This is a genomic window from Sphingomonas sp. PvP018 (assembly GCF_017876865.1).
GTDB lineage: Bacteria > Pseudomonadota > Alphaproteobacteria > Sphingomonadales > Sphingomonadaceae > Sphingomonas > Sphingomonas aerolata.
In genome coordinates, this window is the sequence record NZ_JAGIOU010000001.1 from 2,420,344 (window position 1) to 2,436,394 (window position 16,051).

15 protein-coding genes and 1 tRNA gene are annotated in these 16,051 nt (G+C 64.8%); 8 read left to right on the forward strand and 8 right to left on the reverse strand.

Features of this window, described 5'->3' with window-relative positions:
• Positions 1 to 16: 16 nt before the first annotated feature.
• Both J3A66_RS10570 and J3A66_RS10575 read right to left on the reverse strand, forming a co-directional pair.
• Positions 17 to 718 carry a hypothetical protein gene (locus J3A66_RS10570; protein WP_209568810.1) on the reverse strand — a complete coding sequence of 234 codons (702 nt, stop codon included), beginning with the start codon at positions 716 to 718 and terminating at the stop codon, positions 17 to 19.
• Between the two features lie 232 nt (positions 719 to 950).
• Entirely contained in the window at positions 951 to 1,301 is a 351-nt protein-coding gene (locus J3A66_RS10575; protein WP_209568812.1) for a metalloregulator ArsR/SmtB family transcription factor, read from the reverse strand.
• A 151-nt stretch (positions 1,302 to 1,452) separates the two neighbouring features.
• On the opposite strand from J3A66_RS10575, the gene J3A66_RS10580 reads away from it, so the two are divergent.
• From J3A66_RS10580 to J3A66_RS10595, 4 genes are all read left to right on the forward strand, one after another.
• Positions 1,453 to 2,121 (forward strand): hypothetical protein, encoded by a 669-nt coding sequence (locus J3A66_RS10580; protein WP_209568814.1) that lies wholly within the window; start codon positions 1,453 to 1,455, stop codon positions 2,119 to 2,121.
• Complete coding sequence (locus J3A66_RS10585) at positions 2,118 to 3,017, forward strand: 3'-5' exonuclease (RefSeq protein WP_209568816.1); 900 nt, start codon at positions 2,118 to 2,120, stop codon at positions 3,015 to 3,017. The genes J3A66_RS10580 and J3A66_RS10585 overlap by 4 nt, the downstream gene beginning before the upstream one ends.
• Before the next feature lie 61 nt (positions 3,018 to 3,078).
• Positions 3,079 to 3,792 (forward strand): hypothetical protein, encoded by a 714-nt coding sequence (locus J3A66_RS10590; protein ID WP_209568818.1) that lies wholly within the window; start codon positions 3,079 to 3,081, stop codon positions 3,790 to 3,792.
• A 345-nt stretch (positions 3,793 to 4,137) separates the two neighbouring features.
• The gene (locus tag J3A66_RS10595) at positions 4,138 to 4,794 is read left to right on the forward strand and encodes a hypothetical protein (protein ID WP_209568820.1); all 657 of its coding nucleotides are present in this window, start codon (positions 4,138 to 4,140) and stop codon (positions 4,792 to 4,794) included.
• Positions 4,795 to 6,084: 1,290 nt separating this feature from the next.
• Here the strand turns inward: J3A66_RS10595 and J3A66_RS10600 are convergent.
• A tRNA-Gln gene (locus J3A66_RS10600) sits at positions 6,085 to 6,158 on the reverse strand.
• Positions 6,159 to 6,343: 185 nt separating this feature from the next.
• On the opposite strand from J3A66_RS10600, the gene J3A66_RS10605 reads away from it, so the two are divergent.
• Complete coding sequence (locus J3A66_RS10605; RefSeq protein WP_056673048.1) at positions 6,344 to 7,363, forward strand: Ppx/GppA phosphatase family protein; 1,020 nt, start codon at positions 6,344 to 6,346, stop codon at positions 7,361 to 7,363.
• Entirely contained in the window at positions 7,360 to 8,040 is a 681-nt protein-coding gene (locus tag J3A66_RS10610; RefSeq protein ID WP_031393473.1) for an RlmE family RNA methyltransferase, read from the forward strand. The genes J3A66_RS10605 and J3A66_RS10610 overlap by 4 nt, the downstream gene beginning before the upstream one ends.
• 535 nt (positions 8,041 to 8,575) lie before the next feature.
• On the opposite strand, the gene rpoZ is transcribed toward J3A66_RS10610, so the two are convergent.
• On the reverse strand, positions 8,576 to 8,920 hold the full coding sequence (rpoZ, locus tag J3A66_RS10615; protein ID WP_031439727.1) for a DNA-directed RNA polymerase subunit omega: 345 nt from the start codon (positions 8,918 to 8,920) through the stop codon (positions 8,576 to 8,578).
• A 158-nt stretch (positions 8,921 to 9,078) separates the two neighbouring features.
• On the opposite strand from rpoZ, the gene J3A66_RS10620 reads away from it, so the two are divergent.
• Entirely contained in the window at positions 9,079 to 10,287 is a 1,209-nt protein-coding gene (locus tag J3A66_RS10620; protein WP_245336793.1) for a phosphatidylserine/phosphatidylglycerophosphate/cardiolipin synthase family protein, read from the forward strand.
• Between the two features lie 24 nt (positions 10,288 to 10,311).
• Here J3A66_RS10620 and tldD read toward each other — a convergent pair whose 3' ends face one another.
• Complete coding sequence (gene tldD, locus J3A66_RS10625; RefSeq protein ID WP_056673054.1) at positions 10,312 to 11,742, reverse strand: metalloprotease TldD; 1,431 nt, start codon at positions 11,740 to 11,742, stop codon at positions 10,312 to 10,314.
• An 18-nt stretch (positions 11,743 to 11,760) separates the two neighbouring features.
• On the reverse strand, positions 11,761 to 11,994 hold the full coding sequence (locus J3A66_RS10630; protein WP_031393477.1) for a zinc-finger domain-containing protein: 234 nt from the start codon (positions 11,992 to 11,994) through the stop codon (positions 11,761 to 11,763).
• Positions 11,995 to 12,258: 264 nt separating this feature from the next.
• On the opposite strand from J3A66_RS10630, the gene J3A66_RS10635 reads away from it, so the two are divergent.
• Complete coding sequence (locus tag J3A66_RS10635) at positions 12,259 to 13,197, forward strand: ABC transporter ATP-binding protein (protein ID WP_056673057.1); 939 nt, start codon at positions 12,259 to 12,261, stop codon at positions 13,195 to 13,197.
• Positions 13,198 to 13,237: 40 nt separating this feature from the next.
• Here the strand turns inward: J3A66_RS10635 and J3A66_RS10640 are convergent, their stop codons facing one another.
• On the reverse strand, positions 13,238 to 15,019 hold the full coding sequence (locus tag J3A66_RS10640; protein ID WP_209568822.1) for a hypothetical protein: 1,782 nt from the start codon (positions 15,017 to 15,019) through the stop codon (positions 13,238 to 13,240).
• A gap of 217 nt (positions 15,020 to 15,236) precedes the next feature.
• Positions 15,237 to 15,734, reverse strand: a complete 498-nt coding sequence (locus J3A66_RS10645; RefSeq protein WP_209568824.1) for a PilZ domain-containing protein — start codon at positions 15,732 to 15,734, stop codon at positions 15,237 to 15,239.
• Between the last annotated feature and the right edge of the window lie 317 nt (positions 15,735 to 16,051).

Consider the following 16,051-nt stretch of genomic DNA (forward strand, 5'->3'; position numbering starts at 1 on the left):
AACCACACGATCCAGACTAGCGAGGCCAACCTTCGCGCCACGTCGTGATCTCATCGCTGCTCGCCCACGGGGGCGGTACTGGCGCCACCCCGATCGACCTTCCCCAGTCGGAACATCGGCGTGCCGATTGTTCGACGGGCAACCGGGCAGCCGCGCGCTGATCCTCGTCCATGTCGTTCCAGACGAGATGGGCGATGGTGATGCGGTTACCGGGAGCAAGCTTGTCCCAAGCCGGTGGAATGGACATCCACGAACTCTCATCCACCGATTGATCGGATGGGAGCAAGCGCGCAGCCGAAGCGACCCCACTCACGAAGGGCACGATCAGCGTGAAGCGCTGCTGTCGCTTCGCGGTGTAGCTGGACACTATCGGTCCGAAGGACGCGAGGGCCGGATACTGCAGATGCTCGTTGGCCAAGCCGGCTTCTCGGTGGACACGATCGAGCAGCGAGCTTCTCAGGATGTCTTCCGATGAGGCGTCCTGGCCGTCCGAAGACCAGCGGGCTCGCGCCATTCCTCCCGGCAGCGCATGCAGGCCCGCGAATTCATACGCGTCCAGGTCCACCGGCGCCTTCCTCACCACGGCGAAGACATCAGAGCGGCGAGCGAAGAGCACGGCTCCGAGTCTCCACGATGCGGAATCCGACAAGGACAGGAAGCCGTCCGGCTGGACCAGACAGCGCTTTATCATGCCGGACGGAACTGCATCACTGGCCATGTGGATAAGCCTCTCCTTCGCTGCGCGACGACCTTTCAATGATCGGTCCGGGTTTACCCAGGGCAGTTCCCTGCCCCACGATACCGGTCCGCCCTTCGAAGGGCACGTGTCTTCGAGAGAAGTGCTCCGAGTCCTCCCTCGGATCCCTATGGTACGTGATGTTTGTCGTGGATCACCACGTGACGACTCTTTCGATCGTCCGTCGCGCTGGTACCGAAACAAGCCGGTACGTCTAGTCTACCGCACGCTGTCCGCGTGCCTGCTTCACCAGGTCGCGCAGATGGTCACCGAGCGCAGTGACGATCCCGCCGACGGCCGTATAGACGACGGAGCGTCCGTCCCTCGTCGATGCGATGACGCCCGCCTTGCTTAGCACTGCGAGATGCGAACTCATCAGGTTCCGCGGAACGCCGACCGCGTCGGCTATGTCGCCGGACGCCATCCCGGTCTCTCCGGCCGTTAAGAGCATGACGAACACGTTCATCCTCGTTGATTGGGCCAGTGCGCTCATGACCCTCAGCGCTTCGGCTTCCTGCATGGACGGGATGTAGGCGGCTTCGAAGGCACAGGCAACATAGTTCAATATTAATTGATACAATTTCTATTGAATTATTATCTGCGTCCGCTATGTTGGTAGCGTCCGGTCAGCGCCGCCCACCGGAAGAAGGCTCCGTTTCAGCATCAGGCGGTCGGGAGTATGCAAAATGCAGATCGATGCAATCGAACGCACCAAGATGGACGATGCCCGGACTCCGGTGCCGCCGTTCCAGATCGATCCCCTCGATCATGACGCCGCGGGCGACGAGGTGGTGGTCACGACGTGGCGCGGTCTGATCCGCCTCGCGCTCGTGGCAGCCGATACCGCATCGCGGTTCGAACGCGAGGCGATCGGGCACGATCCGATGGCTTGGATGCTCGCGCCGCGTGAGCTCTTCGAAGGTCGTTCGGCGATCGAGGCCTGCCTCGGTCGCGAGGAGTGCCTCCGGGCGGTGCTGCTGCACGGTCTCTCCATCGATCTGGATGCGAAGCCCGTGGAACTCGATGCCCTCATGGACGACGACGAGGCTTCCGACGACGACGATCATCCGTGGGAGGCGGACGACGAACGACCGCGGCTCTGGACGTCGTTCCACGTCGCCGAGAGCGAAGGCGGTACCATCCAGGCGTTCGATGCCGTCATCGCCAAGGACCGTGTGGACGCCGAGAGTCGGCTGCGCGCTCGGCATGGCGCTGCGACCGCTGGCGCAATCGATATCCTGGAAGGATTCGATCCGACCCTGCCGCTGGCCGAGGCACTCGTCTCCCCGGCGGTCGCCGACATCCTCGTGCAGGTCGCGGCAGATCCCGGTTCGCCGTTGGCCGCAGGGCTGTCGGTGTACATCGAGCAGCGGTTCGCGGCATGACGGAGGTCGTCGCCATGGGATCGACGGCGACGATGGAGGCGATGGCGACCCTGGTGGATCGTCATCGCGACTTCCGCGTCCTGCGTCGCATGCCCGCGATGCGCCGCAACCTGGCGCGGGGCGTCCGCCCGGGAATGCTTGCCGGATGTGCCATCGACGTGGAGACGACGGGTCTCCACGTCGCGGACGACGCCATCATCGAGCTCGCGCTGCAGCGCTTCTGGGCCGACGAGGACGGTCGGATCGTGACGACCGGCCGTCCGCACTACTGGCTCGAGGACCCGGGCAGACCGATCGCGTCGGAGATCACCCGGCTGACCGGCATAGCGGATGCGGACGTCGCCGGACGATCGATCATGGACCCGATCGCAGCATCCCTCATCGCGGATGCGGACTTCGTCGTCGCGCACAACGCGTCGTTCGATTGTCCCTTCGTCGAGAAGCGGCTGCCCCTTACCGCCGGCAGACCCTGGGTCTGTACGCTGAAGGACGTGGACTGGAAGGCGAACGGCTTCGAAGGACGGACCCTCGGACATCTGCTGATGCAGATGGGGTGGTTCTTCGATGCGCATCGTGCCTCCACCGACGTGACCGCGCTGCTCCACCTGCTTGATCACAGGCTGCCATCCGGCGGTACGGTGCTGAAGGCCGCCGTGGAGGCTGCGGTGAGGCCTGCCTGGATCGTGGATGCCGTGGATGCCCCGTTCGAGACCAAGGACCTTCTGAAGGCACGCGGCTACCGTTGGAACGCGCAGGCGCGGCACTGGTCGAAGGAGGTTTCCGACACTGCCTTCGAAGCGGAGTACGAGTGGATCGTCGTGCAGGTCTACGGAGGGATCGCGAAGCCAAGGTTCCGATCCACGTCCTGGTGCGAGCGTCATTCCGCGAAGGGCTGAGGCCCGATGACGTCGCCGTCGCCTGACGCCCGGCTAAAACCATGAACGGAGTTGATGAAGCATGGTCGATGCACCAGATGGCGGCCCCGCGCCGCGACGTCCCGCCGCGTTCGTCCCGATCCTGCATGGTGGGGTCTCCAGCGATTTCGTAGGCGTCTGCCTCGTCCGGAACTTCGGCGAGGCATACGGCGAGATAGAACCGGGCCTGCCGGTCTGGATCCTGGAGATGGCGTTCGTCGATGACGCGCGCGAACTCCACGACTGGATGCTCACCCGTCCCGAGCGCTGGTCGGTGTGGGCCCTGATGGCGCCGATAGTGGGTCCGGAACTGCTCACCCTCATGATGGAGGGCGAACGTGATCGCGACGTCCGCCGCGCCGTCGAGCTTCAGGACCTGTCCGATGCGTTGGCCCGGAAGGCCAGGACCGTGACGGCCGCGTCGACCGAGATCCTCGGCCGGCCCTGCGTGTCCCTGCGTATCGGCAGCGAGGACGCTCCGTTTCTGGTCATCGCGTTCGCGCAGACCGTCGAACGCGATCGGATGTGGGACTGGGTGCGCTGGCAGACCCACCGGTACCGTCGATGGCGCGCCATCTGTGTAGACAAGGGGTACACCGCCCTCAGGAATCTGATGGTGGGTTCGATGCTCCGCGACGAGCGACGTGCGAGGGCGAACGGTCTGGCCGTTGGAGGACCCCGCCCTCTTCGGTTGTGGCGGGGCAACGGAAAGGATCCTCGGTCGGGACCGGACGGCACGGAGGGGACTTCGCGATGATCGTGTGCCTGGACGGTTCCAGTCGTGCCGGCGGGGTTTTCCTCGTGAAAGCACGAATGGCGACGACGGCCGGCCTGATGGACGAGGAGAAGTGCCCGATGCACGCGCGCTCGATCCGCCCTCAACGGCATGCTGCTGTCAGACCTGAACCGAAGTGGCGCGTAGCGCCACGCTACCGGTGAGCGAAAGTACCCTCGGGTCTTGCCGATCGAATGCCTTCAGAAGGCCCTGCGGCTTCGTGGCGCATCTCCCGGTACTCAGTTTCGTCCGACCGAGGTCCTGACGCTCGAGCACCCACCTGAAGGGCGCAACGACTTCGCAACGCAATCCTGCAAGATATCGTGGATGAATGATCCAAAGTGCCCGCAGACCGATCAAGCCGATTGGAAGGCGGCCATCGCCGCCGTCAACGCATGGCGCGGGTTGGCGCTTCAGTCATTCGCTAGCGCCGAACAGAGCGTCAGCGAGACGTTGCTGCTTCTTTCTGACCTTCCCGAACGCGGCACGCGGATTGCTCTGCGACATCTCGTTGGTCAGCGGTTCCAGGATCTGGAGGACGCTTTGAGTACGGGCGGTCCCTTCGGCGACGAAGGCGCCGTGGCCCTGGCCGCTGTCACGGCGTTCCGAAGGCATGAACACCTCCGTACGGTCCTGGCACATGGCGTGGCGAAGATCGCCTTGGACCGGCAGGGTCGATGGGTGGTCGTGATGCGCGTTCTCACGTTTCGCGGGCGTCAGGCCGAACGTGCGGTGCGCGTGTTCGAGCAGATCGAAGCCGAAGCTTTGTGCGAAGAGATACGTCTGACAGCTCAGCGTCTCTGTTCGACGCTGAGCAACCTCCGAAGCGTCCTACGGCAATCGTTATCCACAGGTTTGACCTCAAGGCTGCGAAACTCGGCCTCGCGTGACCTGATTGACCCGAGCCCGGCTTCCGTGACCACGCTTGGGTCGCATCCTGCGAGGCGTCATGTCCGTCTGGTTAATTGCGACCCGGATTATTGAACCCAGCAGCGCATCTACGGACAGTTCCGTTGTAGGGTCGGAACACGACCGCCCCTTTGCTGGCCGCATGATCGGGCTTGTCGGACCGGTGTTCTCATGCACACCTTAGCGTTCCTCAGGCTCGGGCATTCTATCCTGCCGCCGCGATCAAGCATGGCGCGTGGCAGGGAATTCCCTCGACAACGACACGATCTGACCGGCGAATCCCGTCGTCCTCGAGGCTGGATAGGTCGGTGACGGCACTGCCGCGTGGATTGAGGGTGCCGAGGCGATGAGCGGGACATCTGCGAAAGTCGCAATCGTTCGGCCAGACAGATGCGGAACCGCCGAGCGAAAGCCGGTTTGGTCCCGACGTCCGGATCGATGCCTTCGTCCGGCCATCGTCGGACCCGGTCATCTGCCTATGCGTGCCCACCACGGCGTCGTGCGATCGAACGGAGCGGCGGGCGATCGGTGAGGACGAGGTTCAGTCGTCGAACATCTTGAGGGAGTGCCCGCCGCAGTACTGATCAATCTCCGCTCAGTCCTCCTCCCACTCGTTTTGCATCGTGATAATGGCCGTCAGCAGAGGCTTTTTCCGCCAGTTGATGCCGTTACGGATGCCGCTCGTCAGCGGTCGCTCCGCGGACTTCGGCGCCGCTTACAACGCCAGTGGATACACGCTCTTGAGCTGGTTGGTTGAGTGACTTTCTGCCTATGTTGCGGCTCATCTCGTCGAATAGCCTTCGAGCCCGTTTCTCCTAGGATTCACCTGCTCCCTCGCCACTCGCCACTACGAGCAGGCCGGATATCGACGTAGTCGTGCATACCATCCTCGATCGTCAGCTTCGACTAAAGAGTATTCGGGCACGATCGGTCATGGGGACCGCCTAACCAGGGTTGCTTCACGCGCCGGAGAAGGTCCAACCGTTAAGACGAGACCTGGCTCATCAGGCGACAGCTTGGAAAGCTCAGATTCGATGCGATGCAGGCAAGAAACTGGCCTTTGGAGCGATCACTTAGAGGATGACCCGTGTGGCGACATCGCTTGCCCAGACGAGAGCGCATCTTCGCATCACGTGGCTACGCTGGATGTCCAGTTCCCTCGTAGCCTTGACGTATGAGCACCCACGAGGCGCAACGTGCGAATAACCTTACTGAATGAGGTTTACCGCGGTGCCGTCAGCTAACCTAATTCTTAAGGAAGCGCAGCACGTAGCTCGCATACCAACCGTTCGAAAGGACGTTCGAGGTGCCGTAAAAGCACTTAGCTTGTCGACATGCAGCAGTTAGCTTGTCTCGACAACGCGCTGGATGCCCCGTGAGGATTCGAACCTCAATAGGCGGTATCAGAAACCGCAGTCTTACCATTAGACGACGGGGCATCAGCGAGGGCGCGATCTAAGCGGGGGTTTGCGCCGTGTCAACGCCCTGATGGTGCCAATTCGCCACGTCGCTTGCGTAATCGCCGCGCTGCGCTACATTCGTCGCCAAGCACCGGGCGGGTATTTTCCCGCGGCGGCAGATATAGATAGTGAGTTTTACGGCGATGGGGGATGTTTCCGCCCGAATGCCGTCCCGGCAGGCTGGTCCTGCCCGTCCGGCGGCGACCCGGCCCGGTCGAGGGCGGTGGGCCGATGCGCAGGCGTTTGCCGCGCTGGATCTCGGCACCAACAATTGCAGATTGCTGATCGCGCGTCCGCAGGCGGGCGGATTCGCGGTGATCGACGCGTTCTCGCGGATCGTCCGGCTCGGCGAAGGGCTCGCGTCCACCGGGCAGCTGAGCGACGCCGCGATCGAGCGCACGATCGCCGCGCTGCGCGTGTGTTCGGACAAGCTGAAGCGCCGCAACGTCACGCTGGCGCGCTCGGTCGCGACCGAAGCCTGTCGCCAGGCGCGCAACGGCCCCGCCTTCATCGCCCGCGCGCTTGCGGAGACGGGCATCCATCTCGACATCATCACCGCGGAGGAAGAGGCGCGGCTGGCCGTGCTCGGCTGCCATGCGCTGATCGAACCCGGCAACGACCCCGCGCTGATCTTCGACATCGGCGGCGGTTCGACCGAGCTTGTGCTGGTCGATACGTCGACGCCGATCCCGACCGTGCTCGACTGGCATTCCGCTCCCTGGGGCGTCGTGTCGCTGACCGAACATGCGGGCGGCGGCAAGGGCGAGGCGGGCCGGCGCGCAGCCTATGCGCGGATGCGCCAGGTCGTCGCGGACAGCATCGCGCCGTTCGCCGCGCGGCTGCCGGTCAATGTCGAGCGGCCCCGGCTGCTCGGCACCAGCGGCACCGTGACGACGCTCGGCAGCGTGCATCTCGGGCTCAGCCATTACGACCGGTCGGAAGTCGACGGCCTGATCGTGCCCGCCAGCGCGATGCGGCGGATCAGCGCGGACCTGTCGCACATGGCGATCGAGGAGCGGGCGAAGCTCGCCTGCATCGGAAACGAGCGCGCCGACCTGGTGGTCGCGGGCTGCGCGATATTGGAGACGATCATGGACATCTGGCCCGCCGAACGGCTCGGCATCGCCGACCGCGGCATTCGCGAGGGCATATTGCGCCGCCTGATGGGGAGCCCCAGGCCATGAGCCGCGGCGGCTCGGGCGGGCATACGCGCGTCCTCACCGCGCGCAAGCGGACCGCGCAGTCGACGCGCTGGCTCGAACGCCAGCTGAACGACCCGTACGTCAAGCGCGCCAAGGCGGAGGGCTATCGCAGCCGTGCGGCGTACAAGCTGACCGAGCTCGACGAACGGTTCGAGGTCATCAAGGGGTCGAAGCGCGTCATCGATCTCGGCATCGCGCCGGGTGGCTGGGCACAGGTGATCAAGCGCCGCCTGCCCAAGGCGGCGGTGGTCGGCATCGACCTGCTGCCGGTCGATCCGATCGACGGTGTGACGATCTTCCAGATGGATTTCATGGACGATGCGGCGCCCGCGATGCTCATCGATGCGCTCGGCGGCGCGCCCGACCTGGTGCTGTCGGACATGGCGGCGAACACCGTCGGCCATCCGCAGACCGACGCGCTCAGGACGATGGCGCTGGTCGAGGCGGCACTCGATTTCGCCTGTGACGTGCTGGAGAAGGGCGGGACCTTCGTGTCGAAGGTGTTCGCGGGCGGCGCCGATTCCGCGCTGGTCGCCGAGATGAAGCGCAACTTCACCAGCGTGAAACACGCCAAGCCGCCGGCGAGCCGCAAGGGCTCGGTCGAGTGGTTCGTGGTGGCGCAGGGGTTCAAGGGGCGATCCGTGGATCGGGAGCGCTGATCCACCGATTGCCCCGGCCAGCGCCGCCCCGCGGCGGCTGACGACGCGGCTTTGCCGCGGAGGGGTGGTTTTAGGCATGATGGCCGCGGCATGGCCGGGGGCGCGCTTGCGTTGAGCCCTTCAGACTAAGCCCGGTAGCCCGCCCCCTCCCCCCGTTCGTGCTGAGCGCAGTCGAAGCACCTTTAGTGCCATGCCCTTCGACTACGCTCAGGGCGAACGGTACGGGGGTGGCGAACGGTGTGCGGGTGTTGAACGGTGTGGGGGTGACGCACGGTGTGGGATGGCGACCGGTGTCGGGGCGGCGACCGGTATGTGGATTGCGTCCGGTGGCCACCGTGACGGCGAATGCGAACCGTCCCCGCTACCCCCCCGCCTCACCCCCAACGACACCCACGCAAAGAAAAGGCCCGCGGACCTTCAGGTCCACGAGCCTTTCAATCACACCACCCAAGCGATGCCGCAGCATCGTTAGCCGGAAACCGATCAGGGTCAGATCACAACATGGCCCGGCTAGCGCCGCACCACGTCCGTGCGATCAACCCTCGTAATCGGCACCCAGATTCTGGTTGCGCGGCGGGGCGGCGGCGGTGAGGCGCAGCGCCTCGGCCGATGCCGCGAGGCTGCCGACGGCATCGACCTCGTCGTCATCGTCGACACGGACCTTCTGCAGGCCCTGGATGACCGATTCCTTGAGATGCGCCGGCTTGACGTTCTCGTCGGCGATCTCGCGCAGCGCGACCACCGGGTTCTTGTCGCGATCGCGGTCGAGCGTCAGTTCGGCGCCGCCCGAGATCTGCCGCGCACGCTGCGCTGCGAACAGCACCAGGTCGAACCGGTTGGGGATCTTGTCGACACAATCTTCGACGGTAACGCGCGCCATGACGCTTCCTTCGCAACAAACACCGATAGGGAGAACACAGGCGCCTACCCACACCGCGCCACAAAGTCAAGATTTTGCCGGTTGGGTGTCCGGCGCTACCCCGTGCCGCCCCGCCGCAAGGTTGCATCGGCCCGATGCTATGTCCACTACCCCGGGCCATGACCATGCCCGCCCCCGAGCTCGATCGCATCACGACCCCGCAGGCGGCGGAGTCGGTCTTCACCGTCGATGGCAACCAGCTGACCCTGCTCGAGGCGGGCCCCGAACGCCTGACGGCACTGATCGGGCTGATCGACGGCGCGCGGCAGTCGCTGCGCATCCTCTATTATATCTATGCCGACGACGACGCCGGCCAGCGCGTGAACGCGGCGATGATCGCGGCGGCGAAACGCGGCGTGACGGTCGCGCTGATCGTCGACGGCTTCGGCAGCGACGATGCGGCGAGCGCCGATTTCTTCGACCCGCTCGAAGCGGCGGGAATCGCGGTGTGCCGGTTCTCCGCGCGATTCGGCCGGCGATATCTGCTGCGCAACCACCAGAAGCTCGCACTGGCGGACGGCGAACAGGACGACGCGCGGATCATCGTCGGCGGCTTCAACGTCGAGGATGACTATTTCGGCACCGTCGCCGACAACGCCTGGCGCGATCTCGGCCTGCTGATCGAAGGCCCGGCCGCGGGGCGGCTGACGGGCTATTTCGATGCGTTGAGCAGCTGGATCCACCAGCCCAAGGGCAAGCTCCGCCAACTGAACCATGCGCTGCGCCGGTATAGCGAGACGCAGGGGCCGACACGCTGGCTGATCGGCGGACCGACGCGGCGGCTGTCACCCTGGGCGCGGGCGGTCCGCGACGACATGCGCCGCGCGACGCGGATCGACATCATCGCCGGCTATTTCACCCCGAGCCCGACGATGTTGCGCAGGCTCGATCGTGCCGGGCGTCGCACCGACCGCGTGCGCATCGTCACCGCCGCGAAATCGGACAACAACGCGACGATCGCCGCCGCGCGGTTCACCTATGCCGGACTGTTGCGCAAGGGCGTTCACGTCTTCGAATATCAGCCGACCAAGCTGCACACCAAGCTGTATGTCATCGACGACGCGGTCCATATCGGCTCCGCCAATTTCGACATGCGCAGCCTGTTCATCAACATGGAGCTGATGATCCGGATCGAGGATCCCGACTTCGCTGCGCATGTCCGCCGCTATGTCGACGCCGAAATCGCCGCCTCGACCGAGATCACGCCGGCGCTCTACAAGGCAAAGACCGGTTGGCTGCAGCGCGTAAAGCAGTTCGGCGCCTATTTCGTGGTCGCGGTCGTCGACCCCAATGTCTCGCGCGGATTGAACTTCGGGATCGAGGACTAGGACGCCGCTGAACGGCGGCGCCCGTTACTGCGCCGCCGTGCCGCCGACCGTCAGCCCGTCGACCAGCAGCGTCGGCTGCCCGACACCCGCCGGCACCGACTGCCCGCCCTTGCCGCACATGCCGATGCCCTCGTCGAGCGCGAAGTCGTTGCCGATCCCGCGCACCTTGGTCAGCGAGCTGGGGCCGTCACCGATCAGCGTCGCGCCCTTGATCGGCGCGCCCAGCTTGCCGTCCTCGACCAGATACGCTTCGGTGCAGCTGAACACGAACTTGCCCGACACGATGTCGACCTGCCCGCCGCCGAACGCCTTGGCGAAGATGCCCTTCTTGACGCGGCTCAACAGCTCGGCGGGATCGTCGTTGCCCGCCTTCATGAAGGTATTGGTCATCCGCGGCATCGGCGCGTGCGCATAGCTTTCGCGGCGGCCATTGCCGGTCGCCTCGACCCCCATCAGCCGCGCGTTGAGCCGGTCCTGCATATAGCCCTTGAGGATCCCGTCCTCGATCAGCACGGTCTCGCGCGTCGGCGTGCCCTCGTCGTCGATCGTCAGCGAGCCGCGGCGATCCTGGAGCGATCCGTCGTCGACCACGGTCACGCCCTCGGCCGCAACGCGCTCGCCGATCCGGCCCGAAAATGCCGACGTGCCCTTGCGGTTGAAATCGCCCTCGAGCCCGTGGCCGATTGCCTCGTGCAGCAGGATGCCGGGCCAGCCATTGCCGAGCAGCACGGTCATCTCGCCCGCTGGTGCCGCGATGGATTCGAGATTGACCAGCGCCTGCGACAGCGCCTCGTCGATCGCACGGTTGTACGTCTCGGGCTGGAACAGGTCGGTATAGAGATAGCGACCGCCGATGCCGTAGCTGCCCGTTTCGCGACGACCATTCTGCTCGGCGACGATCGACACGTTCAGCCGCACCAGCGGCCGCACGTCGGTCGCGATGAAGCCATCAGCGCGGACGATCTCGACGACCGACCATGTCCCCGACAGGCTGACCGACACCTGCGCCACGCGCGGATCGCGTGCTCGCGCGGCGGCGTCGATCGTCTGGCACAGGTTCACCTTGTCCGCGAACGGCACGAGGTCGAGCGGGTCGGCGGCGGTGTAGCGGTGGCGGTTGGTGCCCTGGGGCGGGCCGGCCTTGGCGGCAACGCCCGGCTCGATCAGCGCCATCGTTTCGGCGGCGCGGCGGATCGCGGCGGGGGTCATCTCGTTCGAATGCGCGAACGCGGTCATCTCGCCCGACACCGCGCGCAGGCCGAAGCCCGAGCTGGTGTCATAGGAGGCGGTCTTCAGCCGGCCGTCGTCGAAGCCAAACGCCTCCGCCTTGCGGTACTGGAGATAGAGTTCGCCGTCATCGGCCTTGGCGAGCGCCTTGGCGGTGAGTGCCTGCGCCTGCTCGGGGTCGAGTGTGTCGCGGTAGAGGAACGAGCGGGGGTCTGCAGCTATCGTCATCCGATAGATATAAGCGGCTTAGCGCCCCGCGCCATCCCCATGGTCGCGCAATGTCGACTGGTCCGCGCCATCGGCGGCCCCGCCGACCAGGATGAAGCGCCGATCGCAATAGCCGCAATCGACATAGCCGGTCTCGTCGATCTGCAGCCACACGCGCGGATGGCCGAGCGCTGCGCCGCCGGGAATGTCGGTGGCGCCGTCGCAGGCGACGCGGGCGTGGGTGACGCGGGTGGTTTCGAGCGGCGGATGCATGCGGGCGCGATAGCAAGCGCGGGCGGGGCGGGCAATTGGTTCTTCGGTGGTGATAGGAAGGAAGGATTTGTTCACGCGGAGGCGCGGAGGCGCGGAGGTGTTGCGCTTGTCGCGAAGCGACCTTCACATCAGGAATGGCGGAACAGGGAGTGGGTCTCCCGACCGACAGGCTGGATACGACATCTCCGCGCCTCCGCGCGAACAAATCTTCTTTGCGCCCCCCGAGGGGATGACCCGCCCTTCCCGTCCCGCTATGCCGCAGCCATGACCGAAGCCGCGATCGCCATCACCAATCTCTGCAAGACCTACGCCCCCGTTGGCACGGCGGAACCCAAGCGCGCGCTCGACGGGGTGACGTTCGACGTCCCGCGCGGCCAGATCTTCGGGCTGCTCGGCCCCAACGGCGCGGGCAAGTCGACGCTGATCAACATCCTGGCGGGGCTCGTCAACAAGACCGACGGCAGCGCCGCGATCTGGGGCTTCGACATTGACGGCCATCCGCGCAACGCCAAGGCGTCGATCGGGATCGTCAACCAGGAGATCCTGTTCGACCCGTTCTTCTCGCCGTTCGAGACGCTCGAGATCCAGGCCGGGCTCTACGGCGTGCCCAAGGCGAAGCGCCGGACGATGGAACTGCTCCGCGCGGTGCATCTGGAGGACAAGGCGCATGCCTATGCCCGCACGCTGTCGGGCGGCATGAAACGCCGGTTGATGGTGGCCAAGGCGATGGTCCATTCGCCCCCCGTCCTCGTCCTCGACGAGCCGACCGCGGGCGTCGACATCGAACTGCGCCAGCAGCTCTGGACCTATGTCCGCAGCCTGAATGCAGCGGGCGTCACGGTGATTCTGACGACGCATTATCTTGAGGAAGCCGAAGAGCTCTGCGACCGGATCGCGATCATCAACAACGGCCGCCTGATCGCCAACGAGCCGACCCGCGAACTCGTCGGCAAGGCGCAGGAAAAGATCGTCGCCGTCACCGTCGACCGCGACGTCGGCATGGTCCCGGCGAACGCCTGCTTCCAGAAGATCGCGCTCAAGGGCACGCGCACGCTCGAAATCACTTATGCCAAGGACCGCGTGAACGCCGGCGAAGTCCTCGCCGCGGTCCAGTCGGGCGGTTTCGGGATCGTCGACGTCTCGACCAAGGAACCCGATCTCGAGGACGTGTTCCTCAGCCTCACCCGCGCCGCCAACGCCTGAGCGCGCACGGCACCGGGCGCAGTGCCGGGGCCGGTTCGGTTCACGCCGTGGGGCAGACCACCGTCGTGCCCTGGCCACGGTTGCTCAGCGTGGCGCGGTAGAAGAAGGAGTCGCTGCCATAGGTCTGGTTGGGGCCGAACACGAGATCGACCTTATCGCCGATTTCGAGGCCGAACTTGACCCCGTTGACCGTGGCGGTGTCGACGACGATTCCCGAGGCGACGGTCACGCCGTTGCGGGTGATGCGGTAATCGACGCCGTCGCCCGTATTTGCCTTGCTGAAACAGGCGGACAGTTCGACCTGCATCGCGCGCGGCGCGGTATAGCGGATCACCGCGCGGATCGGGTTCGCGCCATCGCCTGCCGGTGCGGCGGTGGTATTGTTGATGCGCAGCGGCTTGGACCAGCGATCGCCGAAATGGCTCGCGAAATCGGTGTCGAACACGCCGAGCCGGGTATCGACATTCGCCTTGTCGCGACGCCAGTAGCTCCAGGATCCGCTGCCATATTGCAGCATCGTGTCGGCAACGACCTGCGACGCGGTGATCGTATAGCCGGTGGCCCCGCTGACGATCAGCGGCTCGGATCCGATCTTGACCGGGCCAGCAGGCAAGGCCACCCCGTACATGTCGCGAACAACACCGCCGGTGAAGCTGATCGTGCCGCGCAGCCCCCATACGACCCAGCGATCGGCACCGATCCGGTAGAGGTTGAACGGCTGGTCCCCGGTATCGACCCGCACCGGCTGACCGTATGGCAACAGCGAATCGATGACGTTGCGATAGGCCCTGCCCTGCGGCTTGATCAGCGATCCGGTAAACAGCCCCATATACGGAAAATGAGTCTGTTCGACGAGCGCGTACCAGGACGCATGCCGGACGCCGGCGGCATAGAGCTCGACGACCGATTTCACCAAACCGGCCGAGGCGCGCCGCGTATCGGCATATCCGAAGCTGAATTCGGTTGCCCAGATCGGCTTTGGCGTCCCGTAGCGGCTCATGGCGGCGTTGAGATTGGCGATCTCGAAATCAATCCCCTCCGCATCGGGGCGATAGGGATGGACCGCGACGCCGTCGATCACGTCGAGCATGCCGATCGCGAACAGCGAGGTCAGGAACCCCGTCCCGATCACGTTGGTCGATCCGCCGAGGATCGCGACCTGCGGGTTGGCGGGCTTCACCCGGGCATAGAGGACCCGCAGCATGTCGACATAGGCGCGGAACTTGTCGACGCCGGCCGGATAATCGAGCGCGCCGGCACTGTTGACTTCGTTGCCGACCTCGATCGCCACGACACAGGATCCGAACCGCGTCAGCAGCGCGGCGATATAATTCGCATAGGCGGTCCGGCCCGCCGCCGACGACACCATCCGCCCGCCGTCGTAGAGCGCGTTCTTCGGCGTGATCGTGAGCGTCAGCGCACCGCCGCGTCCGCAAAATGTGGCGAGCGTCTGAACCGGGGTACCGGAAAAGTCATACACGCCCGCCGTCCGCTCGACACTGGCCCAGTTGACCGTATCGCGCACGGATTTGGTCGCGAGCGGCGTCGTTAGATCGAGCCACGCGGGGCTCCATCCCTGGCTGAAATGGGTCTGCACGCCGAACGCGAACCCGATCTCGCTCGGCAGAGCGCTCGTCGCCGCAATGCCGGTCGTCACGCCCGGGGCCTGCTGGCCACTCGCCGGTTGAGACGCCGTCGCGGATGTCGAGACGACCGTGATCGCCGGGTCGGACACAGATGCGCCGCTCGCGCCGATCGCAAATGCCGTGACCCCGTACAACAACGTCGCCGCTGCCAGACCGGCCGCTAGTTTCGCCTGCATTCGAACGCCCCCCGCGCCAAACATGCCCGTCGCCCTCACGACGAGTCGCCGCACTTTTCCTACCCCACTTGTAGAACAGATGAGTCTAAAATGGATGAAGTCGGCATTTTTTTGATTGAATATCGCATTCTTGCAGTACTGCTAAATAATAAGGCTGCCAAACTACTGGCAAACATCAGTTTTGCCGATCTAACTACTGATATTTCGGGATCGGTGGTCAGAGCCAGCCAACGACCAGTCCGAGCAGCACCCAGGCACCGACCCCGCACCCGACCATGACGACGGCGCGCACGGGTCGCGGCCAGGGTGTGATATCGGGCAGGGACTCAGCCACGGGTGCATCGTGCGCCGCCGGGTCCTTTTCGAACATCGCATGGATGATAGTCTCGCCGGAAAAGGCCTTTGCGAACGTCTCTTCTGGAATGGGCACCGCGAAGACACATCCATAGCCGCCAAGTGCGAGACGGACGACGTCTGCCTCGACGGTAGCGCCGCCGCCGCTCAGTGCGAGACGCAGGCGCGTCCCCACGTTCATCGGGATCGAGGACCGCAGACGGCACCCTGTCGTCGAGAAATCCTCGACGATCACGTCATGCGCGACACCCGGCATGAGCCGCAAGGTGCTGTCGGCGGAGACGACGCGCCGTGTGGCACGGCTTTCGCGCATCGTCAGCGCATCGATGGGCATGATCTGCATGGTTGCGGTGAGTGACATCGGTCCTCCAGGTTAAGGGCCGTATAAGTCGCGGCTCTTAACACAAGATTATCAGCGCAGTCTGGCATCATCATATTTGCAGTTAACCCCCGAACAAATGCCTTTATACAGATGCTTAGCAACTCAGCATTTGTTTTCTTAAACAATAACCTCAGAGAATAACGCCGAAACGTCCAATAATGGCCCGTGCCATTGCTGATCATTGCACACTGGCTTAGGCGGAAAGACTATATGGTTTGCCGATGACATATACCCCAAGCTCCCCGATCGACGCGCATCGGCATGACATCGCCAGCATCGATCCGACGGCCTGTGAC

Bases quoted from the DNA above. Each gene is read 5' to 3' on its own strand.
- J3A66_RS10570 (WP_209568810.1), bottom strand. From the start codon at position 718: ATGGCCAGTGATGCAGTTCCGTCCGGCATGATAAAGCGCTGTCTGGTC.
- J3A66_RS10580 (WP_209568814.1), top strand. From the start codon at position 1,453: ATGGACGATGCCCGGACTCCGGTGCCGCCGTTCCAGATCGATCCCCTC.
- J3A66_RS10585 (WP_209568816.1), top strand. From the start codon at position 2,118: ATGACGGAGGTCGTCGCCATGGGATCGACGGCGACGATGGAGGCGATG.
- J3A66_RS10590 (WP_209568818.1), top strand. From the start codon at position 3,079: ATGGTCGATGCACCAGATGGCGGCCCCGCGCCGCGACGTCCCGCCGCG.
- J3A66_RS10595 (WP_209568820.1), top strand. From the start codon at position 4,138: ATGAATGATCCAAAGTGCCCGCAGACCGATCAAGCCGATTGGAAGGCG.
- J3A66_RS10605 (WP_056673048.1), top strand. From the start codon at position 6,344: ATGCCGTCCCGGCAGGCTGGTCCTGCCCGTCCGGCGGCGACCCGGCCC.
- J3A66_RS10610 (WP_031393473.1), top strand. From the start codon at position 7,360: ATGAGCCGCGGCGGCTCGGGCGGGCATACGCGCGTCCTCACCGCGCGC.
- rpoZ (WP_031439727.1), bottom strand. From the start codon at position 8,920: ATGGCGCGCGTTACCGTCGAAGATTGTGTCGACAAGATCCCCAACCGG.
- J3A66_RS10620 (WP_245336793.1), top strand. From the start codon at position 9,079: ATGACCATGCCCGCCCCCGAGCTCGATCGCATCACGACCCCGCAGGCG.
- tldD (WP_056673054.1), bottom strand. From the start codon at position 11,742: ATGACGATAGCTGCAGACCCCCGCTCGTTCCTCTACCGCGACACACTC.
- J3A66_RS10630 (WP_031393477.1), bottom strand. From the start codon at position 11,994: ATGCATCCGCCGCTCGAAACCACCCGCGTCACCCACGCCCGCGTCGCC.
- J3A66_RS10635 (WP_056673057.1), top strand. From the start codon at position 12,259: ATGACCGAAGCCGCGATCGCCATCACCAATCTCTGCAAGACCTACGCC.
- J3A66_RS10640 (WP_209568822.1), bottom strand. From the start codon at position 15,019: ATGCAGGCGAAACTAGCGGCCGGTCTGGCAGCGGCGACGTTGTTGTAC.
- J3A66_RS10645 (WP_209568824.1), bottom strand. From the start codon at position 15,734: ATGTCACTCACCGCAACCATGCAGATCATGCCCATCGATGCGCTGACG.